Here is a 25797-nt window from a genome sequence, read left to right on the forward strand (position 1 = left end):
GCAAGATTGAGTCTACACGGGCCTTTGCGCTTGAAAACCGGCGGAGAAGCATCCTTGCTGCTTTACCGAATGGTCTGATGTGGGTGGTTCGTCTTATCCTACGTCAGAACCCGACTCGGGGTTCTGTTCGGCGGCATCTTCGCTGCGATGCAGGGCCACCTGGCGAATCGACAGGCGGATTTCCGCTGGCAGTACCCGTTTCGCCGCGCCCTCGGCCAGCTCGCCGAGCAGTTCGTGATAACCCAGTTTGCCGGCCGCGTCGCGGCGCAGTACATCGAGGTCGAGCAGGGTCTGGATAAAGTGGCGGAACAGGCTCTTGTCGAAGAATTCCGGGGCGTTCAGGCCATGGAGAATCGACAGGCGCTGGGCCATGACCGTACAGAGGTCTTCCAGCTCCTCGGCACTGATGCTGTGCTGGCCGCTGTTGAGCAGCAGCGAGATGGCCATGTAGAACCGTTGCAGGGTCTGGGCGATGCTCCGCGACAGCAGGGTCAGCAGCACGAAGTGCCGCGAGCTCGGTGCCGGGCGCAGGTAGACGTCATTCTCCAGGCGCAACAGGCCCTGTTCGACGAACGCCTCCAGCCATTGGTCGATCACCGCGTCCAGCTCGTCCAGTGACCAGCGGATAAACAGTTCCGCCTGCAGGTACGGATAGAGCGCGCGGCTGTAGCGCAGGATCTGTTCGCGGCTCATGCGCGAGGCGCTCTGGAAGAAGCTCGCCAGCAACGACGGCAGGGCGAAGATATGCAGCACGTTGTTGCGGTAATAGGTCATCAGGACGGCGTTCTGCTCGTCCAGATAGAGGATCTTGCCCAAGGCATCGCTTTGCTCGGCCAGCAGGTCCATGTCCTTGACGTGCTGGATCAGCGCGCGACCGTCGCCTTCCGGCAGGGTGGTGTGCGGCGAGTAGGGCACGCGGCGCAACAGCGCCAGGTAGAGGTCAAGGACCCGGGCCATGGCGCGGTCGTCGAGGGCCAGGCGGGTGGTCGAGAGCAGCGCCAGGGCCACCAGGTTCACCGGGTTGATCGCCGCGGCTTCGTTGAGGTGGCGGGCGACGCGCTCTCCAAGGCGGTTGGTGGTTTCATTGAGCCAGGCCGGGCGGAATTGCGGACCCAGTTCCTGGGCGCGCCAGTCCGGCTGTTCCTGATCGAGGAACTCGGCCAGCTTGATCGGCTCGCCGAAGTTGACCGCGACCTGGCCGAAGCGCTGCTTGAGTGCGCCGATGACCTTGAAGATGTCGAAGATCGATTCTTTCTTCTTGCTCGCGCCACGCAGTTCACCCAGGTAGGTGCGACCTTCGAGCACCCGTTCATAGCCGATATACACCGGGATGAAGACGATCGGCATGCGCGAGGAGCGCAGGAAGCTGCGCAGGGTGATGGCCAGCATGCCGGTCTTCGGCCGCAGCATGCGCCCGGTACGCGAGCGACCGCCTTCGACGAAGTACTCCACCGGGAAACCCTTGGTGAACAGGGTGTGCAGGTACTCGTTGAACACCGAGGTGTAGAGCGGGTTGCCCTTGAAGGTACGGCGCATGAAAAACGCCCCGCCGCGGCGCAGCAGGCTGCCGATCACCGGCATGTTGAGGTTGATCCCGGCGGCGATGTGCGGCGGGGTCAGGCCATTGCGAAACAGCAGGTACGACAGCAGCAGATAGTCGATATGGCTGCGATGGCAAGGCACGTAGATGACTTCATGGCCCTGGGCCACGGCCTGCACACCTTCGATATGGTTGACCTTGATGCCGTCGTAGATCTTGTTCCAGAACCAGCTCAGCACCACTTCGAGGAAGCGGATGGCGGTGTAGGTGTAGTCCGAGGCGATCTCGTTGCCGTAGCGCAGGGCCTGGGCCTGGGCTTTTTCCACGGAGATGTTCTCGCGCTGGGCCTCCTCGAGGATCGCCTGGCGCACCATCGGCTCGTTGACCAGGCCCTTGACCAGGTTGCGCCGGTGGGAGATGTCCGGGCCGATCACCGCGGCCTTGAGGTTGCGCAGGTGTACCCGCAGGATCCGCTGGGCCATGCGCACGGTGCGCTCATGGCCCTTGTTGTGTTCGATCAGGCCGCGCAGGTGGATCGGCGCGGAAAACTGCACGCGGGTCTTGCGCCCGAGAATCAGGATGCTCATCAGGCGGCGCAGGCGACCGGTGACCGCCCAGCTGTCGGCGAACAGCAGTTTCCAGGGGCTCGATTCACTGTCCGGCGACTGGCCCCAGAACACGCTGACCGGGATGATCAGCGCATCTTCGGCGGGGTTCTCGCTCAAGGCGCTGACCAGGCGGGTCAAGGTCGGTGGCGCGCCGCGCTTGTCCTGGCGGCCGAGCCAGTCGGGCTCGGGGGTCAGGTAGAAGAACGCCGCAGGCTCCATGAGCGAACCCACCGACACTGGTAGCACCGGGCGCGGCAGGCCGGCCTTGGTGCATTCGCGGTCGACCACGGCCAGGTCGGTCAGCGAGGGCGATTGCAGGACGTAGAACACCGGCCGACTGCGGTCGAGGTCGAGAGTCAGCGACGATTGGTTGATCGTCTCCGAGCGCACCCACAGGTACAGGAGGCGGCGCAAGGTACCAAACACGAGACGGCGGAACGGGGAACGGGTCATACGGCTTCTGCAGGCAAATGGATTGAACCGAGCGTTTGCTCGGGGCAGCTAGTGTGCCGTATTCGTCAAAAATCGGCAAAAACGCGGCGAACTAATATTGATTGAGAGTTTTTTGACCTGTCTTATACTCGGTCGTTCGCCATGAACGGTAGGATTCATCCGCGCAGCACGATGTTCTGGCGACGCAGCAGGCAGGACCCGTCGAGCCGGGCCCGCCCCAACAATAACAAGACGGAGTACGGATTCATGGCAACTCGCGAGACGGGCAATGTGAAGTGGTTCAACGATGCCAAGGGCTACGGCTTTATTCTGCGCGAAGACGGGGCGGATGTGTTTGTGCACTACCGCGCGATTCGTGGCGAAGGCCATCGCTCCCTGGCCGAAGGGCAGCAGGTGGAGTACGCGGTGGTGGAAGGCCAGAAAGGCCTGCAGGCCGAGGATGTGGTCGGGCTGTGAGTGAGAGGGGCTTGCTATGGCAAGCCCCCTGCCCGGAGTCAGTGAGCGTCAGGCCGTACGCCAGGTGATCTCTTCTTCGCCATCGGCGCTGATGCGGATCCAGCGATCGGCCGTCTCCTCGCCCTCTTCCTCGACCCAGCTGCCCGGGGCACAACGCACTTCCACGTTCAGCGCGGCAAAGGCCGCGCGGGCGCAGGCGATGTCGTCGTCCCACGGGGTCTGGTCGCTTTCCAGGTACAGGCTGTTCCACTTGCCCACGGCCTTGGGCAACCAGGTCACCGGCACGCTGCCGGCCTGGCACTTCCAGGTCTGGCCTTTCTGGACCCAGTCGCTGCAAGGCCCCAGGGCGGCGCCGAGCCAGGCGGCAACGGCCTTGTGATCGACGTCGTCGTCCTTGAGGTAAATCTCGATATCGGGCTGGCGCATGGAAATCCTCGCTGCGGTTGTTCGAAAAATCCATTCGCGGATTTTGCCGGCCTTGAACCCGTGTCCAAGGCCATGAAGAGTGGGGTTATTGCAAAACGAAGTAATCGTAGCGCATCGACACGCTGACCTCGAACGGCTCCGGCTGTTCGATGACCTGCGCCCGGCGCTCGGCACTGGCCCGCCAGCCGTGGGGTGTCATGGCCAGCAGGTTCGCCCGGTCCTGGGCGCTGGCCAGGCTCAGCTTGAACTCCAGCACTTCGCTGTGTTGCAACGCCATGCCCTCCGGTACCAGGGCCAGGTGCTTGTCGTCAGTGTATTCGCGCACTTCATCGTACAGACGCTCGCGCAGTTCCATCAGGTGGCCGCTGGTCGGTCCGACTTTCATCAGGCCGCCACCGGGGCTCAGCAGGCGTTTGGCCTCCTGCCAGTCCAATGGGCTGAACACGCTGGCGATAAACTGGCAGCAGGCGTCGGCCAATGGCACCCGCGCCATGCTGGCGATCAACCAGGTCAGTTGCGGGTTGCGCCGGCAGGCACGCTTGACCGCCTCGCGGGAAATATCCAGCGCATAGCCGTCAGCCGCGGGCAGGGCCTCGGCCAGTTGCGCGGTGTAGTAGCCCTCGCCGCAGCCGATATCGACCCAGCGTCCCGGCGCCCGTTCGGCCGCCAGCTCCGCCAGGCGGCGGGCCACCGGCGCGTAGTGGCCGGCGTTGAGGAAGTCCCGTCGGGCTTCGACCATGGCCAGGTTGTCGCCCGGATCACGGCTGTTCTTGTGCTGGACCGGCAACAGATTCAGGTAACCCTGGCGTGCCCGGTCGAAACGATGCCCGAGCGGACAGGCCACGCCGTTGTCGACCGCGCTCAGGGGCGCGCTGCAGAGGGGGCAGGTGAGCATCAGGCAAGCAACTTGATCAGGGTCTGGTAGTAGATTTCGGTCAGCACATCGAGGTCGCTGGCCAGGACCCGCTCGTTGACCTGATGAATGGTCGCGTTGACCGGGCCCAACTCGACCACCTGGGTGCCGAGGGTCGCGATAAAGCGCCCGTCGGAGGTGCCGCCGCTGGTGGAAGCCTTGGTGTCACGCCCGGTGATGGTCTTGATGCTCGCCGACACCGCATCGAGCAGCGCGCCCGGCTCGGTGAGGAACGGCAGGCCGGACAGCGCCCATTCCACGTGCCAATCCAGGCCGTGTTTGTCGAGGATCGCCGCGACCCGCTGTTGCAGGCCTTCAACCGTGGACTCGGTGGAGAAGCGGAAGTTGAACAACGCCACCAGTTCGCCGGCGATCACGTTGGTCGCACCGGTCCCCGAGTTGAGGTTGGAAATCTGGAAACTGGTCGGTGGGAAGAAGGCGTTGCCATTGTCCCAATGCTCGGCGGCCAGTTCGGCCAGGGCCGGAGCGGCCAGGTGGATCGGGTTTTTCGCCAGGTGCGGGTAGGCCACATGGCCCTGTACGCCGCGCACGGTGAGGCGGGCGCCGAGGGAGCCACGGCGGCCGTTCTTCACCACGTCACCGACCAGGGTGGTGCTCGACGGTTCGCCGACGATGCACCAGTCCAGGCGCTCGCTACGGGCGGCCAGGCGCTCGACCACGGCCTTGGTGCCGTGGTGGGCCGGGCCTTCTTCGTCGCTGGTGATCAGGAAGGCGACCGAACCGCGGTGGTCCGGGTAGTCCGCGACAAAACGTTCGGCGGCCACCAGCATCGCGGCCAGGCTGCCTTTCATGTCGGCCGCGCCGCGACCGCAGAGCATGCCGTGCTCGTCGATCAAGGCATCGAACGGATCGTTCTGCCAGGCCTGCAGCGGACCTGTCGGCACCACGTCGGTGTGACCGGCGAAACACAGCACCGGGCCTTCATGCTTGCCGTGGGTGGCCCAGAAGTTGTCGACGTCCTCGATACGCATCGGCTCAAGCTTGAAACCGGCATCGCCCAGGCGCTGCATCATCAGCTTCTGGCAGTCGGCATCGACCGGGGTCACGGAAGGGCGGCGAATCAGGTCGCAAGCGAGTTGCAGGGTCGGCGAAAGGTCGGCGTGGGCCGTCATGGGAAAGCTCCGAAACGGGTATGTAGGAGCGAGCTTGCTCGCGAGGGTGGTTCAGGCTCCGCGGGGTATCAGGTGCCCAGCATTATCGTTGACGACCATCGCGAGCAAGCTCGCTCCTACAGGAAGATAGGGGCGCGCAAAGGGTGGATATCTTAAAGCAAAACGGCGGCCCGCAGGCCGCCGTTTCGTGTCGTGCATCGCGTTTATGCGACGGATGCCGGCTCCGCCGCGCTGACCGGTTTCGGCAGCGAGGAGACGAACGCCATGATCAGTGCCGCCAGGTACGGCAGCGACTGCACCAGCAACATCACTACCCAGAAGCGCATGTCGTTGCTCGGCAAGCCCTGCACCAGGAAGATCCCCAGCGCCGCGGCCCACAACAGCAGCATGATGAACATCTCTTCGCGGGCTTCCGAAATCGCTACCCAGAAACCGTGGTTATCGGCGTTTTTCGGCGTGCGGAAGAACGGAATACTGCTGGTGAAGAAACCGTACAGCACTGCCTTGGCGATGGTGTGGGACAAGGCCAGGCCAGCCAGTGCGGCGGCGAAGGCATCCTTCATGTTGACCCCGACCGCGCGGCGGTAGAGGAACAGGATCTTGCCGACCTTGAACACGAACAGCGCCAGTGGCGGGATCGCGAAGATCAGCAGCGGCGGATCGACCCGTTGCGGCACGATGATCATCGCCGCCGACCAGAGCAGCGCGCCGACGGTGAAGAAGATATTCATGCCGTCGGCCACCCACGGCAACCAGCCCGCGAGGAAGTGGTAGCGCTGGCCACGGGTCAGTTCGGTGTCCTTGCCGCGCAGCAGGCTGGCGGTGTGCCGCTTGATGATCTGAATCGCCCCGTAGGCCCAGCGGAAACGCTGTTTCTTGAAGTCGATAAAGGTATCGGGCATCAGGCCCTTGCCGTAGCTGTCATGGTGATAAGCCGCCGACAGGCCTTTTTCGAAGACCCGCAGGCCCAGCTCGGCGTCTTCGCAGATGCACCAGTCGGCCCAGCCCAGTTCTTCCAGGACCGAGCGGCGGGTCATGGTCATGGTGCCGTGCTGGATGATCGCGTCGCGGTCGTTGCGGGTGACCATGCCGATATGGAAGAAGCCCTTGTATTCCGAGTAGCAGAGCTTCTTGAAGGTGCTTTCGTTCTGGTCGCGGTAGTCCTGGGGCGATTGCACGATGGCGATCTTCGGATCGGCGAAGTGCGGCACCATGTGCTTGAGCCAGTTGCGGTCGACGCAGTAGTCCGAGTCGATCACGGCGATGACTTCGGCGTCCTTGGCGGTGTGCGGGATCAGGTAGTTCAGCGCCCCGCCCTTGAAACCGGCCAGCGGCGCGACGTGGAAGAAGCGGAAACGCGGGCCGAGGGTTTCGCAGTAGGCCTGCACCGGTTCCCAGACCGCCGGGTCCTTGGTGTTGTTGTCGATGATCAGGACTTCGTAGTCCGGATAATCGAGGGCCGCGAGGGCGTCGAGGGTCTGTTTGACCATCTCCGGCGGCTCGTTGTAGCACGGTACGTGGATCGAAACTTTCGGTCGGTAGTGCGAGTCGCCTTCCACCGGCAGGAATTCACGCCGGCGCTTGTGGGTCCAGACCGCCTCGGCCAGTTCGTGGGCCTCGGTGAGCAGGACGATAAACACGCCCAGGGCACCGATGGCCAGCAGGAAACCCACCGTCAGGCTGAACCAGGTGCTGTATTGCTGGCTGTAGTCGTAGCCGATCCACACCAGCACCGAACCGCAGAGGAACGCGGTAAAGGTCAGGAAGGTCCGGCCGCGCTGGCGCAGGGCCGAGCCGTCGATCATCAGCAGGGTCAGCGAGAGCAGTGCGAGCACCACCGAACCGATGGCCAGTACGCGCCATTGCGGAATCGCTACCACCGGGCCTTCGAAGTTGAACTTCTGCTCGCGCGCGGCGTTGAACACGCCCCAGTAGGCGCCCACCGAACCTTCGTCACTGGCCTTCCACGGCTGGTCGAAGGCTTCGATCACGAAGTAGTTGAAGCCCTGGCGGTTAAGCTTGTTGACCAGGGTGCGCAGGTAAATGGCCTGGTCGGCCTGGGTCGCATCGGCACCGCCACGCATGCGGCCGTTGCTCGGCCAGCCCACTTCCGAGAGCAGCAGGGGCTTTTTCGGGAACATGCGCTTGAGTTCGCGGGCGCGGTCCAGTACGTACTGGCCGGCCTTGTCCATGGGGATGAATTCCCAGTAGGGCAGGATGTGCGCGGCGATCAGGTCGACGTGCTTGACCAGTTCCGGGTTGTGTTCCCAGATATGCCACTGTTCCGAGGTGGTCACCGGCACCTTGACGGCCGCCCGTACGCGGTCGATCAGCACGGCCAGGTCCTTGGCGGTGATTTCCTTGCGGAAGATCGCCTCGTTACCGACCACCACCCGCACGACACTGCGGCTGGTGTTAGCCAGTTCGATGGCGCGGGCGATTTCCCGCTCGTTGCGCTCCTGGTCCGGGCTGATCCAGATCCCCAGGGTCACCCGCAGGCCGAACTCTTCGGCGAGCTTGGGAATGTCCTGAAGGGTGCCGTCGACCGAGTAGATACGGATGTTGTCCGTCAGCTTGCTCATGATCTCCAGGTCGCGACGCATTTCATCGTCGGTCGGGTACTGGTCTTTCTGTGGGAATTGTCCCTGCTGGAAAGGCGAGTAGGAGAAGCCGGCGATCTGCTCGGGCCAGTCAGGCGCCGAAACCGGGCGGTTGATCAGCGCCCAGAAACCGGTGAATAGCGCGGCAATTGCCAACACTACGACCAGGTTGAGTCCAAATTTACGCGATGACATAGGTATTTCGGGTTCCGAAAAGGGCTAGAACAGGGAACAGAGCGGCGCGCATCCTACACTTGCTATCCGTCGACCGTACAGTACCGTGGAATATGCGCAGGCATTGGGCAATGAGACAGGGCTTAAGTTCTTTCCTGATTCTTTGTAGCTCTATTCTCGTCAAAGTGTTGTGATTTAACGCTCATGGACAGCCATTCATAGGCTAAAGCTGCCCTCGGCCGGCGCCCGGCCCTATAATGCGCGCCGGTTTTTGGGGTAATGGTCATGAGTGCAGAAGATCCGCGGTTTGCCGGCGTCGCCCGGTTGTATGGCATTGAAGGGCTGGCGCGGCTGAAGGCCGCCCATGTGGCGATCGTCGGCGTCGGCGGTGTCGGCTCCTGGGCGGCGGAAGCCATTGCCCGTTGCGGTGTCGGCGAGATCTCGCTGTTCGACCTGGACGATGTCTGTGTCAGCAACAGCAACCGTCAGTTGCATGCCCTGGACAGCACCGTGGGTCGGGCCAAGGTCGAGGTGATGGGCGAGCGCCTGAAGGGCATCAATCCGGACTGCCAGGTCCACGCGGTGACCGATTTTGTGACCCGGGAAACCATGGCCGAGTACATCACCCCGGACATCGACTGCGTGATCGACTGCATCGACAGCGTCAATGCCAAGGCCGCGCTGATCGCCTGGTGCAAGCGGCGCAAGATCCAGATCATCACCACGGGTGGTGCCGGTGGGCAGATCGATCCGACCTTGATCCAGGTCTGCGACCTGAACCGTACCTTCAACGATCCCCTGGCCTCGAAGGTGCGTTCGACCTTGCGCCGTGACTACGGATTTTCCCGCACGGTGACCCGCCATTACAGCGTGCCTTGTGTGTTTTCCACCGAGCAGCTGCGTTATCCGAAGCCCGATGGCAGCATCTGCCTACAGAAGAGTTTTGTCGGTGATGGGGTGAAGCTGGACTGTGCCGGTGGTTTTGGCGCGGTGATGATGGTCACGGCGACCTTCGGCATGGTGGCGGCGACCAAGGCGGTGGACAAGATCGTCGCGGGCATGCGCCGGCCGGCGGATCGGATCAAACCGCAGGCCTGAGGCTTATTGGGTCAATTCACGCATCCGCTGAAGCACGGCATTCAGGCCGTTGCTGCGGGACGGCGACAATTGTCGGGACAGGCCCAGTTGGTTGAACCAGTCGGGCAGGTCGACCTGCTGCAATTCGTCGGCGCTCAAGCCATTGACCCGCACCAGCAACAACGCCACCAGCCCACGAATCATTCGTGCATCGCTGCTCGCGGCAAACTGCCACTGACCGTCATGCAGCCGACCGGTCAACCACACCTGGCTTTCGCAGCCATGGACGCGGTTGGCCTCGGTCTTGTCGGCGTCGTTCAAGGGCGGCAAGCGCTCTCCCCATTGCATCAGCAGGCGCGCCCGTTGTTCCCAGCCCGCCAGGTGCCGGAAATTTTCCAGAACCAGCAGTGCTTCAGCGGGCAGGCTCATCGCAACAGCTCCAGGGCCTGATCCAGTGCCTCGAAAAACCGTTCGAGGTCTTCGGAGTCGTTGTACACACCCAGCGATACGCGGATCGCGCCGGCCAGCCCGAGCTGTTTCATCAGTGGCATTGCGCAGTGATGCCCGGCGCGTACGGCAATCCCTTGCTCGGTCAGCAGGTGCGCCAGATCGGCGTTGTGCACGCCGTCGACGATAAAGCTGGCCAGTGCCAGTTGCGGCTCGCCCAACAGGCGGATGCCCTTGCGGACTTTCAGGCCTTGCAACAGGTGGGCGTGCAGCGCCGCTTCGTGGGCCGAGACCGCGGCCTGGTCGAGGCCGGCCAGGTAGTCGAGGGTCGCGCCGAGGCCGATGACGCTGGCAATCGGCGGTGTTCCGGCTTCGAAGCCCAAGGGGGCCGGGCGGAAGCTGGCCTGCTGATAGTCCGCGTCCAGCACCATCTCGCCGCCGAATTGCCAGTGGCGCAGTTGGCTCAGGGCTTCGTGGCGGCCATAGAGCACGCCGACTCCATCGGGGCCGTAGAGCTTGTGGCTGGAAAATACATAGAAATCGCAGCCCAGCGCCTGGACATCGTGGCGACCATGAACCACGCCCTGGGCGCCGTCGACCACGGTCAGTGCGTTGAACGAGCGGGCCAGGGCCAGCAATTGCGGTAACGGTTGCCAGGCCCCGAGCACATTGGACAGTTGGCTGACCGCCAGCAGGCGGGTCCGTGGGCCGATCAACGGGCGGGCGGCTTCCAGGTCGATCAGGCCGCTGTCGGTGATCGGCAGCACCACCAGGCGCAGTCCCCGGCGTTGCGCCAGTTGCTGCCAGGGCAGCAGGTTGGCGTGATGCTCCAGGGCGCTGATGACGATCTCGTCGCCGGGCTGGAAAAGCGCTTCCAGGCCATAGGCCAGGAGGTTCAGCGCCGAGGTGGCGCCGTGGGTGAAGACGATCTGTCCGCTATTGCCGACATTGAGCCACTGGCCAGTCTTGCTTCGACTGTCCTCGAAGGCCTGGGTGGCGTGGGCGCCGGGCAGGTGTTGGGCACGGTGCACATTGGCCGTACCGTTGCTGTAATAGTGTGCCAGGGCATCGATCAGCGCCTGGGGCTTCTGGGTGGTGGCGGCGCTGTCCAGGTAGATCTGGTCTTGCCGTTGCAGGGCGGCGATGGCCGGGAAGTCGGCGCGCCAGGGAGAAGGTATCAACATGGTGTTCGGCCCTGGTGAGCGTGGGCGAGGGGGCGCGAAACCTGTAGGCATTGGTCTGGCTCGTGAAGTTTTTGCCGACCTTGAAGGCCTCTTCGCGGGCAAGCCCTGCTCCTACAGTAGGGCGCCGAGCGCAGGTTTTGCGTACGACATAAACCTGTAGGAGCAGGGCTTGCCCGCGAAGGCGGCCTCACAGGCACCCCCGCCAGCAAGCCGGCCCCTACAACAATCCTGCTCAGTTATGCGCGTGCAGGGCTTCGTTCAGCGCAATGGCCGACTTATGGCTCTTGCATTCCACCGCACCGGTTTCCGAGTTGCGACGGAACAGCAGGTCCGGCAGGCCGGCCAGGTCGCGGGCCTTGAGCACCTTGACCAGCTGGTTGTTTTCGTCGAGCAGCGCCACTTTTGTCCCGGCGGTCACGTACAGGCCCGATTCCACGGTGTTGCGGTCGCCCAACGGAATGCCGATACCGGCGTTGGCGCCGATCAGGCAGCCTTCGCCGACCTTGATGACGATGTTGCCGCCGCCGGACAGGGTACCCATGGTCGAGCAACCGCCGCCCAGGTCCGAACCCTTGCCGACGAAGACACCCGCCGAAACGCGGCCTTCGATCATGCCCGGGCCTTCGGTGCCGGCGTTGAAGTTGACGAAACCTTCGTGCATCACGGTGGTGCCTTCGCCGATGTAGGCACCCAGGCGAATCCGCGCGCTGTCAGCGATACGCACGCCGCTCGGCACCACGTAGTCGGTCATTTTCGGGAACTTGTCCACCGAGAACACTTCCAGCAGCTCGCCACGCAGGCGGGCTTCCAGTTGATGGGCGGCCAGCTCCGACAGGTCGATGGCGCCCTGGCTGGTCCAGGCCACGTTCGGCAGCAGTGGGAACACGCCCGCCAGGCTCAGGCCATGGGGCTTGACCAGACGGTGGGAAAGCAGGTGCAGCTTGAGGTAAGCCTCGGGGGTAGACGTCAGTTGGACGTCTTCTGCCAATACGGTGGCGACCAACGGCTTGTGGCTTTCGGCCAGGCGGGTCAGCAGGGCGGCCTGGGCGGCGTCGACGGTTTTCAGGGCGTCGGCCAGTTGCGAGGCCTGGGCGGTGCTGAAGGTGATCGCCTGGTTGCCGCCGGTGTAACCGAGGATCGGCGCGATGGCGGCGACCAGCTCGGCCGACGGCTGAATCAGGGGGTGGGCGTAGAAAACTTCCAGCCAGGCACCTTGACGATTCTGGGTGCCAACGCCGAAGCCCAGGCTGAACAGAGTAGTGGACATGCAGTTACCTCTTGCAAAATGAGTGGGGGCCTTGAGCGCTCTGGCTCAGTTGAGGGCCGCCGCATAAATATCTGGCTTGAAGCCAATCAGGGTTCGGTCACCGAGATCAAGCACCGGGCGCTTGATCATCGAGGGTTGTGCCAGCATCAGTTCAATCGCTTTCGCCTGGTCGAGATCGGCTTTACGTTCGTCGTCGAGTTTGCGAAAGGTGGTTCCGGCGCGGTTCAGCACCACTTGCCAGCCGTGCTCGTTGCACCACTGGGTCAGGTGTTCGCGGTCGATACCGGCGGTCTTGTAGTCATGGAACGCGTAGGGCACGGCCTGTTCGTCGAGCCAGGTGCGGGCCTTTTTCATGGTGTCACACGCCTTGATTCCGAAAAGGTGCAACGTTTTGCTCGAAGCGGTCACAGCAATTGCCTCCCCTTTGGAGATGCGAGGGATGAAAGGTTGAAGATTATGCCACGACCGGGCCGCTTAGGCGCCTTAGTCGTGTGCGGTTACATCTTCCCCTGCCGACTGCGACTTTGGTGCAGCGTCCGGGCGGCAGCATAAGCGGCTAATATGGCACTTCGACGGCAAACCGTTGCCAGAGATATGCTTTAAACGATTGGGAATGCCTTTTATGCAGACGGCCTACACCGTTCTGATCCTGCTGATGCTGGTCGGCGTCTCGCGTTTGCTCTGGCGGGTGATCCCGCTGCCGCTGCCCCTGGTGCAGATTGCGGCGGGGGCGCTGCTGGCCTGGCCGACCCTGGGCCTGCATGTGGCCCTGGACCCGGAATTGTTTCTGTTCCTGTTTCTGCCGCCGTTGCTGTTTTCCGATGGTTGGCGCATGCCCAAGCGCGAGCTGTGGCGCCTGCGCGGGCCGATCCTGACCCTGGCCGTGGGGCTGGTGCTGTTCACCGTGGTCGGTGCCGGCTATTTCATTCACTGGCTATTGCCGGCTATTCCCTTGCCGGTGGCCTTCGCCCTGGCCGCCGTGTTGTCACCAACCGACGCCGTGGCGGTTTCCGCCATTGCCCAGAACCGTCTGCCGACGCCGCTGATGCATATGCTCCAGGGCGAGGCGCTGATGAATGATGCGTCGGGCCTGGTGACCTTCAAGTTCGCCCTGGCGGCGGCCGTGACCGGTGCCTTCTCCCTGGCCAATGCGAGCCTGACCTTTGTCCTGGTGGCGGTCGGTGGCCTGGCCGTCGGCGTGGCGCTGAGCTGGCTGGTGGGGCGCTTTCGGGTGTGGATGATCGCCCGTGGCTGGGACGATCCGGCGACCCACGTGGTGTTCATGTTGCTATTGCCGTTCGCCGCCTATGTGCTGGCCGAGCGCCTCGGGGTGTCGGGAATCCTCTCGGCGGTGGCGGCGGGGATGATGCAGAGCTGGCTCGACCTGCTGCCGCGCCAGACCAGCACCCGGCTGCTCAACCGCAGTGTCTGGTCGTTGTTGGAGTTCGCCTTCAACGGGCTGATCTTTCTGCTGCTGGGCTTGCAGTTGCCGGATATCGTCAAGGCGATTGCCAGCCACGAGACTTCGTTGTGGCCGACCTTGCTCTATCGCTGCCTCGAAGTGCTGGCGATCTTTCTGGCCCTGGTGGTGTTGCGTTTTGTCTGGGTGCACAGCATCTGGCGCTTGTCGGAGCTGCTGCGGCACTGGCGTGGCAAAGATCCGTTGTCAGGGATGGCCAAGGGGCGTTCCTGCTGGTTGCTGACGGTAGGTGGTGTACGTGGGGCGGTGACGTTGGCGGGTGTGATGTCGGTGCCGCTGCTGATCGCACCCGGGGTGGATTTTCCCGAGCGTGACTTGCTGATTTTCATCGCCGCCGGGGTGATCCTGCTGTCGTTGGTGACGGCCAGTGTTGTCCTGCCGCTGCTGTTGCGCGACTTGCCGAAAAGCCAGGATGACAGGCACCGCGGCGAAGTGCGCGAAGCCTGGAAGAAGACCGCCGAAGCGGCGATCCATGTGCTGGAGGCCGAGGAGTTGGGCGTACAGCAGGACGCGGCCCAGGATGCGACCCAGGCCGCGTTGGCCACCGAGTTGAAAGCGCAGTTGATGGCCGAATACCGGCATCAACTGGAGGTGTTCAACGACTCCACCGAAGCCCAGGCGCTGGCGTTCCAGATGGACCAGTTGGACCGCCGCTTGCGCTTGAAGGCACTGCGGGCGCAGCGCCTGGAGTTGTACCGGCTCAGTCGCCAGCACCAGATCGGCGACGATGTGTTGCGCGAGGTGCTGGCGGAGCTGGATCTGAGCGAGGCGAACCTCGGCTCGGTGAAGTAGCCGGGGTTACTGGCGGCGCTGGATGAACGCGCGAATCCGCTCGGCGGCCTCGACACACTCTGCCAACGGCGCAACCAGGGCCATGCGCACGCGCCCGGCCCCGGGATTGACGCCGTCCACTTCGCGGGACAGATAGGAGCCCGGCACCACGGTCACATGTTCCTCGGCAAACAGATCGCGGCAGAACGCCGCATCATCGCCCTGCACATTCGGCCACAGGTAGAAGCTGCCATCCGGGCGTTGCACATCCAGCACCGGCGCCAGAATCTCCAGCACCGCATCGAACTTCTCGCGATACAACGCACGGTTGGCGCGCACATGGATCTCGTCGTTCCAGGCCGCGACGCTGGCCAGCTGGGTTTGCACCGGCATCGCGCAGCCGTGGTAGGTGCGATACAGCAGGAAGGCCTTGAGAATATCCGCGTCACCGGCCACGAAGCCCGAGCGCAGCCCCGGCAGGTTGGAGCGCTTGGACAGGCTATGGAACACCACGCAACGCTTGAAGTCCTTGCGGCCCAGCGCCACACAGGCACTGAGCAGGCCCGGCGGTGGAGTCTGCTCATCGAAGTACAGCTCGCTGTAGCACTCGTCGGCGGCGATCACGAAGTCATGCTCGTCGGCCAGGGCGATCAGCTTTTTCAAGGTCTCCAGCGGGATCAGCGCCCCGGTCGGGTTGCCCGGCGAGCACAGGAACAGGATCTGGCAACGCTGCCAGATCTCCGCCGGCACGGCGTCGAAGTCCGGGTTGAAGCCGTTCTCGTCCAGGCACGGCAGGTAGTGCGGCTTGGCCCCGGCGAGGAAGGCCGCGCCTTCGTAGATCTGATAGAACGGGTTGGGGCTGACCACCAGGGCGTCGTCGCCACGGTTGACCACGGTCTGGGTAAAGGCGAACAGCGCCTCACGGGTGCCATTGACCGGCAGGATATTGCGCGCCGGGTCGATCCAGCCGCTCGGCACGCCGAAACGTCGCTCGCACCAGCCGGCAATGGCTTCACGCAGGGCCGGTACGCCGAGGGTGGTCGGGTACACGGCCATCTGTTCCAGGTTGGCGGTCAGGGCTTCGGCGACAAACGCCGGCGAGCGGTGCTTCGGTTCGCCGATGGACAGGGCGATCGGCCGCTTGTCCGCATTCGGCGTCACGCTGCCGAGCAGGGCGCGGAGTTTCTCGAACGGATAGGGCTGCAACTGGTTCAGGGCGTTGTTCATCGGTAACGGAGCTCGCTTCATTCAGGTGTCGGCGCGTCAGATACTCAGGCGCATCGTTTCAAGGGGCGGTTCGGCGTTGACGCTCAACTGTTCGACGATGGCGTCCTGCAATCGGCTGCACAGCTGCGGGTCGGACAGCGGTTGGTTGTCGGCGTCGGTAATGAAGAACACGTCTTCCACCCGCTCGCCGAGGGTGGCGATCTTGGCGTTCTGCAGCGACAGGTCGAACTCCAGGAAGATCTTTCCAATCCGCGCCAGCAGCCCGGGACGGTCCGGCGCGCTCAGCTCCAACACCGTCACCGGACGCTGGGCGTCGTTGTGGATGGTGACCTGGGGCGCGAAGGCGAAGTGCTTGAGCTGGCGCGGGACCCGGCGCTGGATGATGGTCGGATAGTCGTCCGGGTTGCGCAGGGCTTCGGTCAGGCCGTCGCGGATCTGCTTGATGCGCTTCGGATTGTCGCCGATGGAGCCGCCGTCGTTGTCCAGCACGATGTAGGTGTCGAGGGTGAACTGGCTGCTGGAGGTGATGACCCGGGCGTCGTGGATGTTCAGGTTGAGCTGGTCCATCGCGGCCACCGTCACGGCGAAGAAGTCGTGCTGGTCCGGGGCGTAGATGAAAATCTGCGTGCCGCCTTCGAATTCACGCTGGGTGGTTTCCTTGATCAGCACCAGCGGGCCGCCATCGGCCGGCTGCTGGAGGATCGCGTCGCTGTGCCAGGCGACGTCGCCGGCGGTGTGGCGCAGGAAGTAGTCATCGCCCAGTTGCGACCAGAGCTGCTCGACATCGTCCGGGTCGGTACCGGCGCGCACCAGGATATCCAGGGCGGCGCTCTGGGTCTGGCGAATCTGCTCCTCGCGGTCCACCGGGTTTTCCAGGCCGCGGCGCAGGGCGCGCTTGGTCTCGGTGTAGAGCTGGCGCAACAGGCTGGCGCGCCAGGAGTTCCACAGGCTCGGGTTGGTCGCGTTGATGTCGGCGACGGTCAGCACGTAGAGGTAGTCCAGGTGTACCTGGTCGCCGACGGTCTGGGCGAAGTCATGGATGACCTGCGGGTCGGACAGGTCCTTGCGCTGGGCGGTGGTGGACATCACCAGGTGGTTCTGCACCAGCCAGACGATCAGGCGGCTGTCCCACGGCGGCAACTGGTGACGGGCGCAGAAGGCCTCGGCATCCACTGCGCCGAGTTCCGAATGGTCGCCGTGGCGGCCCTTGCCGATGTCGTGATAGAGCCCGGCCATGTAGATCAGTTCGGGCTTGGGCAGCTTGGCCATCAGCTTGGCGGCCAGCGGGAATTTCTCCGAGACCTGGGTGTACTGCAGTTTGCGCAGGTGTTTGATCAGGTTCAGGGTGTGGGCATCGACCGTATAGATATGGAACAGGTCGTGCTGCATCTGCCCGACGATATCGCCGAATTCCGGCAGGTAGCGCCCGAGGATGCCGTAGCGGTTCATCCGGCGCAGGTTGCGATGGATGCCGATCTTGCACTTGAACAGCTCGATGAACAGGCTGGTGTTGCGGATATCGTTGCGGAAGTCGTCGTCGATCAGATGACGGTGTTCCCGCAGCAGGCGGATGGTGTCGGCGCGCACACCCTTGATTTCCGGCTGCTGGGCCATCAGCACGAAGATTTCCAGCATGGCGAACGGCGTACGCCGGAAGACATTCGGATTACTCGCCTCGATATAGCCGTCGTGCAACTGGAAACGCGAGTTCAACGGCTGCGGCGGCGCTTCGTCTTCCGGGGCGAGGATGATTTCCTCGAAGTGCTGGATGATCAGGTCGCTGAGCTGGGCAATGCTCATGACCACCCGGTAGTACTGCTGCATGAAGTTTTCGATGGCCTGTTTCGCATCGTCGCCCTTGAAACCCAGCAGTCCGGCGATGCTGCGCTGGTGGTCGAACAGCAGGCGGTCTTCGGCGCGGCCGGCGAGCATGTGCAGGGCGTAGCGGACTTTCCAGAGGAACTCCTGGGATGAGGCCAGCAGGGCGTTTTCGCTCTCCACCAGAAAGCCTTCGCCGGCCAGGGCCCGTAGGTTCAGGGTGCCGTACTGGCGGCGGGCGACCCAGAGGATCGTCTGGATATCCCGCAGGCCGCCGGGCGAGCCCTTGACGTTGGGTTCCAGGTTGTATTCGGTGTCGTTGTACTTGTGGTGGCGGGCCTTCTGTTCGGCGCGCTTGGCCAGGAAGAAGTCCTTGCTCGGCCACATGTGCGCCGTGCTGGTGACATCGAGCATGCGCTGGCGCAGGCGCTCGGGACCGGCGACGGTGCGACTTTCCATCAGGTTGGTGATGATCGTCAGGTCGGCCCGGGCTTCCTCGGCGCACTCGTCGACCGAACGCACGCTCTGGCCGACTTCCAGGCCGATGTCCCAGAGCAGGGTGAGGAAACGTTCTATGGAGTCGCGAAAAATCTCGTGGTCGGCGCTGTCGAGCAGGATCAGCAGGTCGATGTCCGAGTAGGGGTGCAATTCGCCGCGACCGTAGCCGCCGACCGCCACCAGGGCGATATCGGCGTCTTCGCTCCAACTGAACTGGTCCCAGGCCTGTTGCAGGATGTTATCGATGAACCAGGCGCGGTCTTCGATCAGCCGGCGGATATCACGCCCGGCGCGAAAGCGCTGGTCGAGCACCTCGCGGGCGTGGCGAATGGCCTTCTTGAAGGCGGCGATGGGGCTGGCCTTCAGTGCCAGTTCCGCCTGGAACTGGCCGCGGTCGAAGAGTTCGGGGTCCACCTGCGGCATCGATTGGCTTTCCTTGGGTTCTGATAGGCGTTCTGTACAGAGCGGCAGGTGCAAGCGATCAGGCCGAGACGCGCGGGATGGTCTCATCGCTGCGCAGGGTGAAGATCTCGTAGCCGGTGTCGGTGACCAGCAGGGTGTGCTCCCACTGGGCCGACAGCTTGCGGTCCTTGGTGATCGCGGTCCAGCCGTCGCCCAGCACCTTGGTGTCGGCCTTGCCCTGGTTGATCATCGGTTCGATGGTGAAGGTCATGCCGGCCTTGAGTTCCATGCCGGTACCGGCGCGGCCGTAGTGCAGGATCTGCGGTTCTTCGTGGAACACCTTGCCGATACCGTGGCCACAGAACTCACGCACCACCGAGAAGCCGTTCTTTTCCGCGTGCTTCTGGATGATTTCACCGATGTCGCCCAGGCGGCAGCCGGGTTTGACGATCTCGATGGCCTTGTACATGCATTCCTGGGTGATCTGCGACAGGCGCTCGGCCCAGACCGGCACGGTGCCGACGTGGAACATCTTGCTGGTGTCGCCGTGGTAGCCATCCTTGATGACGGTGACGTCGATGTTCACCGTGTCACCATCCTTGAGTGGCTTGTCGCCCGGGATGCCGTGGCAGACCACGTGGTTGACCGAGGTGCAGATCGACTTCGGGAAACCCTTGTAGTTGAGCGGGGCGGGGATGGCCTGCTGCACGTTGACGATATAGTCGTGGCAGATACGGTCCAGCTCCTCGGTGGTGACACCGGGCTTGACGTGTTCACCGATCATTTCCAGTACATCGGCAGCCAGGCGGCCAGCGACACGCATTTTTGCGATGTCCTCGGGGGTTTTGAGGGTGACGGTCATACAGGCTCTCTTTTTACGCGCCGGGCGCGAATAAACACGGAATGGGGCGAAAACGGCGGGGCCGCGATGGCTGGCCCGGGGTTTCAGTACCCTTAAAAGCGTGATTCTACCAGACGCAAGGGGTAAACCATGAGCATCCGGCTATCGCTTCTCTCTATAAGCTGGGGCCATTCTGGCCCGAATCCAGGGCGCGCGCAAAAGCCCGGGAGGGGAAATGCGAATGCAGGTTTCGTTTTGGCCGTTCTTGTGGTATAAAATGCGCCGCTTTCCGGGGATAGCCCCGCGAAGCTTAAATCCACACACGTGTCGACACGATGACCTGGGTGCCTTCAGCTGATGCTGCTGGTTGGTCATTGGGATACGTGGAGGCCAAACCCGACTTATCAAGGAACTATCATGTCCCAAGTCAACATGCGCGATATGCTGAAGGCCGGTGTGCACTTCGGTCACCAGACCCGTTACTGGAACCCGAAAATGGGCAAGTACATTTTCGGCGCGCGTAACAAGATCCACATCATCAACCTTGAAAAAACCCTGCCGATGTTCAACGAAGCTCTGACTTTCGTAGAACGCCTGGCCCAGGGCAAAAACAAGATTCTGTTCGTCGGCACCAAGCGTTCCGCCGGCAAGATCGTTGCTGAAGAAGCAGCGCGTTGCGGTTCGCCGTACGTCGATCACCGCTGGTTGGGCGGCATGCTGACCAACTTCAAAACCATCCGTGCTTCGATCAAGCGTCTGCGTGACCTGGAAATCCAGGCCGAAGACGGTACTTTCGCCAAGCTGACCAAGAAAGAGGCGCTGATGCGCACTCGCGACCTGGAAAAGCTCGATCGTTCCCTGGGTGGTATCAAGGACATGGGCGGTCTGCCTGACGCACTGTTCGTGATCGACGTTGACCACGAGCGCATCGCGATCACCGAAGCCAACAAGCTGGGCATCCCGGTTATCGGCGTAGTCGATACCAACAGCAGCCCGGAAGGCGTTGACTACATCATCCCAGGCAACGATGACGCCATCCGCGCCATCCAGTTGTACATGGGTTCGATGGCTGACGCTGTGATCCGTGGCCGCAACAACAACGGTGGCGGTACCGTCGAGTTCGCTACTGAAGAAGCTCCGGTCGCCGCAGCTGAGTAATTGACGCCCTGGCGTTGACTCAGTAAGCAAAAAGGGGGCTTGGCCCCCTTTTTGCCACCTCGAAAACCGTTGGTTGCTGGTACCGCTACAGCCTTTGTAATGTGTAGCCGCTACAACGGGATCGGGAAGAATTGAACGCCCGTTCGATCGGGTGGAATGGTTGATAACCTATCCAAGAGGAATTTTGAAATGGCAGAGATTACTGCAGCGTTGGTCAAAGAACTGCGCGAGCGTACCGGCGAAGGCATGATGGACTGCAAGAAAGCCTTGACCAAGGCTGGCGGCGACATCGAAAAAGCCATTGATGACATGCGCGCTTCGGGCGCCATCAAGGCTGCCAAGAAAGCCGGCAACATTGCCGCTGAAGGCGCCATCGCAATCAAGGGCGACGGCACTGCTGCCGTGATCCTGGAAGTGAACTCGCAGACCGACTTCCTGGCTCTGCAAGATGACTTCAAGGCTTTCGTTGCTGCCAGCGTTGAAAAAGCCTTCGCTGACAAACTGACCGACGCAGCTCCGCTGATCGCCGCCCAGGAATCGGCACGTGAAGCACTGGTTGCCAAAGTGGGCGAAAACGTCAACATCCGTCGCCTGGCGCGTATCGAAGGTGATGTGGTCGGCGCTTACCTGCACGGCAACAAGATCGGTGTGGTTGTGGCCCTCAAAGGCGGCAACGAAGACCTGGCCAAAGACGTTGCCATGCACGTTGCGGCAACCAACCCTGAGTTCCTGCTGCCATCGCAGGTCTCCGCTGAAGCCATTGAGCGCGAAAAAGGCGTTTTCCTGAGCCTCAACGAAGACAAGATCAAAGGCAAGCCAGCTGAAATCGTTGAAAAAATGGTCAGCGGCCGTATCAGCAAGTTCCTGGCCGAAGCCAGCCTGGTTGAGCAAGCTTTCGTCAAGAACCCGGAAGTCACCGTCGGTGCCCTGGTCAAGAAAGCCGGCGCTGAAATCGTTTCCTTCACTTACTTCAAAGTAGGTGATGGCATCGAGAAGCCAGTGGACAACTTCGCTGAAGAAGTTGCTGCTCAGCTGGCTGCCAACAAGTAAAAGACGGTTTTCAACTGTCGACCCAAGAGGCTGCCCGCTCACGCGCGCAGCCTCTTTTCAAATGGGAGGAGAGGTTTCTCTTTTTCCATTCGGAACCGACTTACAAGGTTGTGTTCTGATGGCGCTGTAGCAGCGCCAAGCTAGAGTAAGCGCAGGCTGCAAACAGCTCGCAAGTTTTTTTTAAACGCCGCAGGAGAGATTCGCAATGGCTCAGCAGGGCAGTGGCTATCAAGCTCGCTATAAACGCATTCTACTCAAACTTAGCGGCGAGGCCCTGATGGGCTCGGAAGAGTTCGGGATCGACCCGAAGGTTCTGGATCGCATGGCGCTGGAAGTCGGCCAACTGGTCGGCATCGGTGTCCAGGTCGGTCTGGTGATTGGCGGTGGTAACCTGTTCCGCGGCGCCGCCTTGAGTGCCGCCGGGATGGACCGTGTCACCGGCGACCACATGGGTATGCTGGCCACCGTGATGAATGCACTGGCGATGCGCGACGCGCTGGAACGTGCGAATATCTCGGCCATCGTGATGTCGGCTATTTCCATGGTCGGCGTGACCGATCACTATGATCGCCGCAAGGCCATGCGTCACCTCAACGCCAAGGAAGTGGTGATCTTCGCGGCTGGTACCGGCAATCCGTTTTTCACCACGGATTCGGCAGCCTGCCTGCGTGCGATCGAAATCGACGCCGATGTGGTGCTCAAGGCGACCAAGGTCGATGGCGTTTACACCGCGGACCCATTCAAAGACCCGCATGCCGAGAAGTTCGATCATCTGACCTACGATGAAGTGCTGGATCGCAAGCTGGGTGTCATGGACCTCACCGCTATCTGCCTGTGCCGCGATCACAAGATGCCGCTGCGCGTATTTAACATGAACAAGCCCGGCGCCCTGCTGAACATCGTGCATGGCGGCGCTGAAGGAACCCTGATCGAGGAAGGCCAGCAATGATCAACGAAATCAAGAAAGACGCTCAAGAGCGCATGAAGAAGTCCCTGGAATCCCTGGCCCATGCATTTGGCCGGATTCGTACCGGGCAGGCTCACCCAAGCATCCTGGAAGGCGTCATGGTGCCTTATTACGGCACTGACACCCCGATCAAGCAGGTCGCCAACATCACCGTCAAGGACGCGCGCACCCTGCAGGTCGTGGCGTTCGAGCGCAACATGCTCGGTGCCGTGGACAAGGCGATCGGCAGCGCCGGCCTGAACCTCAACCCGACCAACCTGGGCGAGCTGCTGCTGATCTCGATGCCGGCGCTGACCGAAGAAACCCGTCGTGGTTTCACCAAGCAAGCGCGCGAAGAAGCGGAAAACGCTCGCATTGCCGTGCGTAACATTCGTCGCGATGTGCTGGGTGACCTGAAGGATCTGGTCAAGGAAAAAGAGATCAGTGAAGACGAAGAACGTCGTGCGGCTGACGATATCCAGAAGCTGACCGACAAGTTCGTGGCGGAAATCGAAGTGGCCGTGAAGCAAAAAGAAGCGGACCTGATGGCCGTTTAAGGGTCAGGACGCTTCCATGGAAAAGACCAAGCAGGCTGTGCCGTCCTCGGTACCGCGCCATGTTGCAATCATCATGGACGGCAATAACCGCTGGGCCAAGAAACGCTTTTTGCCCGGTGTTGCCGGGCACAAGGCTGGCGTCGACGCAGTGCGCGCCGTCATTGAAGTGTGTGCCGAGGCCGGGGTCGAGGTATTGACCCTGTTCGCGTTCTCCAGCGAGAACTGGCAGCGTCCCGCCGACGAAGTCAGCGCCTTGATGGACCTGTTCTTCAAGGCGCTGCGCCGCGAGGCCAAGCGTCTCAACGAGAACAATATAAGCCTGCGGATCATTGGCGACCGCTCGCGCTTTCACCCCGAGCTGCAAGCGGCGATGCGCGATGCGGAAGCGGCGACGGCCGGCAGCAATCGCTTCATTCTGCAGATTGCCGCCAACTACGGCGGGCAGTGGGATATCGCCCAGGCGGCTCAGCGTCTGGCCCGTGAAGTACAGGCCGGGCATCTGCGTCCGGACGATATTACCCCCGAGCTGCTGCAGACCTGTCTGGCCACCGGCGACCTGCCGTTGCCGGACCTGTGCATCCGTACCGGTGGCGAACATCGCATCAGCAATTTCCTGTTGTGGCAGTTGGCCTATGCCGAGCTGTATTTCTCCGACCTGTTCTGGCCGGACTTCAAACACGAAGCCATGCGCAACGCGCTGGCCGATTTTGCTTCCCGCCAGCGTCGTTTCGGTAAAACGAGCGAACAGGTCGAAGCAGGAGCCCGGGTTTAATGCTCAAGCAACGCATCATCACGGCACTCATTCTCCTGCCCATCGCCTTGTGCGGGTTCTTCCTGCTCGAGGGCGCAGGCTTTGCGCTGTTCATCGGCCTGGTCGTCACCCTGGGCGCCTGGGAATGGGCGCGCCTGGCGGGGTTTGAAGCGCAGCCGGCCCGTGTGGCCTATGCGGCGCTGGTCGCGGTGCTGTTGTTCTTCATGTACATCCTGCCCAACCTCGCACCCTGGGTGCTGGGGGCGGCGGTATTGTGGTGGGGGTTGGCGGCGTTCCTGGTGCTGACCTACCCGCGCACCAGCGCGCACTGGTCGACCACCGCGAGCAAGCTGGTGATCGGTTTCCTGATCCTGCTGCCGGCCTGGCAAGGCCTGATCCTGATCAAGCAGGAACCGTTGGGCAACTGGTTGATCATGGCGGTGATGGTCCTGGTCTGGGGCGCCGATATCGGTGCCTACTTTTCTGGCAAGGCCTTCGGCAAGCGCAAGCTGGCGCCGTCGGTCAGCCCGGGCAAGAGTTGGGAAGGCGCCTACGGCGGCCTGGCCTTGAGCCTGGTGATCACCGCGGTGGTCGGGGTCGTGCGCGGTTGGGGCGTCGGGCAGATGATTGCCAGTCTGCTTGGGGCGGCGCTGATCGTGGTGATTTCGGTGGTCGGTGACTTGACCGAAAGCATGTTCAAGCGTCAGTCGGGGATCAAGGACAGCAGCAACCTGCTGCCCGGGCATGGCGGCATTCTTGATCGGATCGATAGCCTGACGGCGGCCATTCCGACCTTTGCCGTACTCCTGTGGATCGCTGCATCGTGAGCCGCCCACAGCAAATTACCGTACTCGGTGCCACCGGCTCCATCGGCCTGAGCACCCTGGATGTCATCGCGCGTCACCCGCAGCGTTACCAGGCCTTTGCCTTGAGCGGTTTCAGCCGCCTGGCGGAACTCTTTGCCCTGTGCATGCGGCATCGCCCGCGCTATGCGGTGGTGCCCGAGGCGTCCGCGGCGCGTGGTTTGCAGCAACAGCTGCGTGACGCGGGCCTGGCGACCGAAGTGCTGGTGGGGGAGGCGGGCCTGTGCCAGATTGCCGCCGATCCCGAAGTCGATGCGGTGATGGCGGCGATCGTCGGCGCGGCCGGTTTGCGTCCTACGCTGGCAGCGGTCGAAGCCGGCAAGAAGATCTTGCTGGCCAACAAGGAGGCGCTGGTGATGACTGGTGCACTCTTTATGCAGGCGGTGCGCAAGAGCGGTTCGGTGCTGTTGCCGATCGACAGTGAACACAATGCGATTTTCCAGTGCCTGCCCCAGGATCACGCCCGTGGCCTGGCGGCGGTCGGCGTGCGGCGAATCCTGCTGACCGCCTCGGGTGGTCCGTTCCGGCAGACGCCGCTGGGTGAGCTGGCCGATGTCACCCCCGAGCAGGCGTGCGCCCATCCCACCTGGTCGATGGGGCGCAAGATCTCGGTCGACTCGGCGAGTATGATGAACAAGGGGCTGGAACTGATCGAGGCGTGCTGGCTGTTCGATGCCAAACCGTCCCAGGTCGAAGTGGTGATCCACCCGCAGAGTGTGATTCACTCCTTGGTCGACTACGTGGATGGTTCGGTTCTGGCCCAGTTGGGGAACCCGGACATGCGCACGCCGATCGCCAATGCCCTGGCCTGGCCTGAGCGGATCGACTCCGGCGCGGCGCCGCTGGACCTGTTTGCCGTGGCGCGCCTGGACTTCCAGGCCCCGGATGAGCAGCGTTTCCCTTGTCTGCGCCTGGCCCGTGAATCTGCCGAGGCCGGAGGCAGTGCGCCGGCGATGTTGAATGCGGCGAATGAGGTGGCGGTAGCGGCATTTCTCGAACGGCGCATCCGCTACCTTGAGATCGCGAGTATCATCGAGGACGTTTTAAACCTGGAGCCGGTGGTTGCGGTCAATGAGCTCGACGCGGTATTCGCGGCAGACGCCAAGGCCAGGACTCTGGCCGAGCAATGGCTGAGTCGCCACGGGCGATGAATCTGG

22 protein-coding genes are annotated in these 25797 nt (G+C 62.7%); 10 read left to right on the forward strand and 12 right to left on the reverse strand.

The features are described 5' to 3' along the window. Positions 1–93 precede the first annotated feature (93 nt). Positions 94–2601: a glycerol-3-phosphate 1-O-acyltransferase PlsB gene (gene plsB, locus M5C71_RS24085; RefSeq protein WP_103497402.1), complete on the reverse strand. Its 2508-nt coding sequence runs from the start codon at positions 2599–2601 to the stop codon at positions 94–96. A 246-nt stretch (positions 2602–2847) separates the two neighbouring features. Between plsB and M5C71_RS24090 the strand changes: the two genes are divergently transcribed. Beyond that, on the forward strand, positions 2848–3057 hold the full coding sequence (locus tag M5C71_RS24090) for a cold-shock protein (protein ID WP_100942406.1): 210 nt from the start codon (positions 2848–2850) through the stop codon (positions 3055–3057). Between the two features lie 48 nt (positions 3058–3105). Here the strand turns inward: M5C71_RS24090 and M5C71_RS24095 are convergent, their stop codons facing one another. The 4 genes from M5C71_RS24095 to M5C71_RS24110 form a co-directional block, all read right to left on the reverse strand. Beyond that, positions 3106–3483: a hypothetical protein gene (locus tag M5C71_RS24095; RefSeq protein WP_100942407.1), complete on the reverse strand. Its 378-nt coding sequence runs from the start codon at positions 3481–3483 to the stop codon at positions 3106–3108. A gap of 85 nt (positions 3484–3568) precedes the next feature. Further along, entirely contained in the window at positions 3569–4378 is an 810-nt protein-coding gene (locus M5C71_RS24100; protein WP_177099767.1) for a putative RNA methyltransferase, read from the reverse strand. After that, complete coding sequence (gene dapE, locus M5C71_RS24105) at positions 4378–5529, reverse strand: succinyl-diaminopimelate desuccinylase (protein ID WP_103497400.1); 1152 nt, start codon at positions 5527–5529, stop codon at positions 4378–4380. Before dapE ends, M5C71_RS24100 begins: the two co-directional genes overlap by 1 nt. A gap of 203 nt (positions 5530–5732) precedes the next feature. Then, on the reverse strand, positions 5733–8324 hold the full coding sequence (locus tag M5C71_RS24110) for a glycosyltransferase (RefSeq protein ID WP_177099769.1): 2592 nt from the start codon (positions 8322–8324) through the stop codon (positions 5733–5735). A 258-nt stretch (positions 8325–8582) separates the two neighbouring features. Between M5C71_RS24110 and tcdA the strand changes: the two genes are divergently transcribed. After that, a complete protein-coding gene (gene tcdA, locus M5C71_RS24115; RefSeq protein ID WP_103497398.1) occupies positions 8583–9401 on the forward strand; it encodes a tRNA cyclic N6-threonylcarbamoyladenosine(37) synthase TcdA in 819 nt (272 codons plus the stop codon). Between the two features lie 3 nt (positions 9402–9404). Here tcdA and M5C71_RS24120 read toward each other — a convergent pair whose 3' ends face one another. From M5C71_RS24120 to M5C71_RS24135, 4 genes are all read right to left on the reverse strand, one after another. Further along, a complete protein-coding gene (locus tag M5C71_RS24120; RefSeq protein ID WP_103497397.1) occupies positions 9405–9809 on the reverse strand; it encodes a SufE family protein in 405 nt (134 codons plus the stop codon). Beyond that, complete coding sequence (locus M5C71_RS24125; RefSeq protein ID WP_248768885.1) at positions 9806–11011, reverse strand: cysteine desulfurase; 1206 nt, start codon at positions 11009–11011, stop codon at positions 9806–9808. The genes M5C71_RS24120 and M5C71_RS24125 overlap by 4 nt, the downstream gene beginning before the upstream one ends. Before the next feature lie 232 nt (positions 11012–11243). Beyond that, positions 11244–12278 carry a 2,3,4,5-tetrahydropyridine-2,6-dicarboxylate N-succinyltransferase gene (gene dapD / locus M5C71_RS24130; RefSeq protein WP_248768886.1) on the reverse strand — a complete coding sequence of 345 codons (1035 nt, stop codon included), beginning with the start codon at positions 12276–12278 and terminating at the stop codon, positions 11244–11246. A 45-nt stretch (positions 12279–12323) separates the two neighbouring features. Next, on the reverse strand, positions 12324–12686 hold the full coding sequence (locus M5C71_RS24135; RefSeq protein ID WP_103496373.1) for an ArsC family reductase: 363 nt from the start codon (positions 12684–12686) through the stop codon (positions 12324–12326). A 214-nt stretch (positions 12687–12900) separates the two neighbouring features. On the opposite strand from M5C71_RS24135, the gene M5C71_RS24140 reads away from it, so the two are divergent. Then, the gene (locus tag M5C71_RS24140) at positions 12901–14550 is read left to right on the forward strand and encodes a Na+/H+ antiporter (protein ID WP_248768904.1); all 1650 of its coding nucleotides are present in this window, start codon (positions 12901–12903) and stop codon (positions 14548–14550) included. Positions 14551–14556: 6 nt separating this feature from the next. Here the strand turns inward: M5C71_RS24140 and dapC are convergent, their stop codons facing one another. From dapC to map, 3 genes are read right to left on the reverse strand one after another with little or no spacing between them, the layout of a single operon-like run. After that, complete coding sequence (dapC, locus tag M5C71_RS24145; RefSeq protein ID WP_248745188.1) at positions 14557–15756, reverse strand: succinyldiaminopimelate transaminase; 1200 nt, start codon at positions 15754–15756, stop codon at positions 14557–14559. A 36-nt stretch (positions 15757–15792) separates the two neighbouring features. Beyond that, on the reverse strand, positions 15793–18495 hold the full coding sequence (locus tag M5C71_RS24150) for a [protein-PII] uridylyltransferase (protein ID WP_248768887.1): 2703 nt from the start codon (positions 18493–18495) through the stop codon (positions 15793–15795). Between the two features lie 58 nt (positions 18496–18553). After that, on the reverse strand, positions 18554–19336 hold the full coding sequence (gene map / locus M5C71_RS24155; RefSeq protein ID WP_103496376.1) for a type I methionyl aminopeptidase: 783 nt from the start codon (positions 19334–19336) through the stop codon (positions 18554–18556). A gap of 396 nt (positions 19337–19732) precedes the next feature. On the opposite strand from map, the gene rpsB reads away from it, so the two are divergent. The 7 genes from rpsB to ispC all read left to right on the forward strand — a co-directional run bounded on the left by rpsB (position 19733) and on the right by ispC (position 25791). Beyond that, on the forward strand, positions 19733–20473 hold the full coding sequence (rpsB, locus tag M5C71_RS24160; RefSeq protein ID WP_100938580.1) for a 30S ribosomal protein S2: 741 nt from the start codon (positions 19733–19735) through the stop codon (positions 20471–20473). A 189-nt stretch (positions 20474–20662) separates the two neighbouring features. Beyond that, on the forward strand, positions 20663–21523 hold the full coding sequence (tsf, locus tag M5C71_RS24165; RefSeq protein WP_177099781.1) for a translation elongation factor Ts: 861 nt from the start codon (positions 20663–20665) through the stop codon (positions 21521–21523). 205 nt (positions 21524–21728) lie between these two features. After that, positions 21729–22472 carry a UMP kinase gene (pyrH, locus tag M5C71_RS24170; RefSeq protein WP_003172271.1) on the forward strand — a complete coding sequence of 248 codons (744 nt, stop codon included), beginning with the start codon at positions 21729–21731 and terminating at the stop codon, positions 22470–22472. Next, positions 22469–23026 carry a ribosome recycling factor gene (frr, locus tag M5C71_RS24175; protein ID WP_100938582.1) on the forward strand — a complete coding sequence of 186 codons (558 nt, stop codon included), beginning with the start codon at positions 22469–22471 and terminating at the stop codon, positions 23024–23026. Before pyrH ends, frr begins: the two co-directional genes overlap by 4 nt. A 16-nt stretch (positions 23027–23042) precedes the next feature. Beyond that, positions 23043–23798: a polyprenyl diphosphate synthase gene (gene uppS, locus M5C71_RS24180; RefSeq protein ID WP_177099783.1), complete on the forward strand. Its 756-nt coding sequence runs from the start codon at positions 23043–23045 to the stop codon at positions 23796–23798. Next, positions 23798–24604: a phosphatidate cytidylyltransferase gene (locus M5C71_RS24185; protein ID WP_103496378.1), complete on the forward strand. Its 807-nt coding sequence runs from the start codon at positions 23798–23800 to the stop codon at positions 24602–24604. The genes uppS and M5C71_RS24185 overlap by 1 nt, the downstream gene beginning before the upstream one ends. Further along, positions 24601–25791, forward strand: a complete 1191-nt coding sequence (gene ispC, locus M5C71_RS24190) for a 1-deoxy-D-xylulose-5-phosphate reductoisomerase (RefSeq protein ID WP_103496379.1) — start codon at positions 24601–24603, stop codon at positions 25789–25791. The genes M5C71_RS24185 and ispC overlap by 4 nt, the downstream gene beginning before the upstream one ends. Positions 25792–25797 lie beyond the last annotated feature (6 nt).

This window comes from Pseudomonas sp. MWU12-2345, assembly GCF_023242385.1.
Classification (GTDB): Bacteria; Pseudomonadota; Gammaproteobacteria; order Pseudomonadales; family Pseudomonadaceae; genus Aquipseudomonas; species Aquipseudomonas gingeri_D.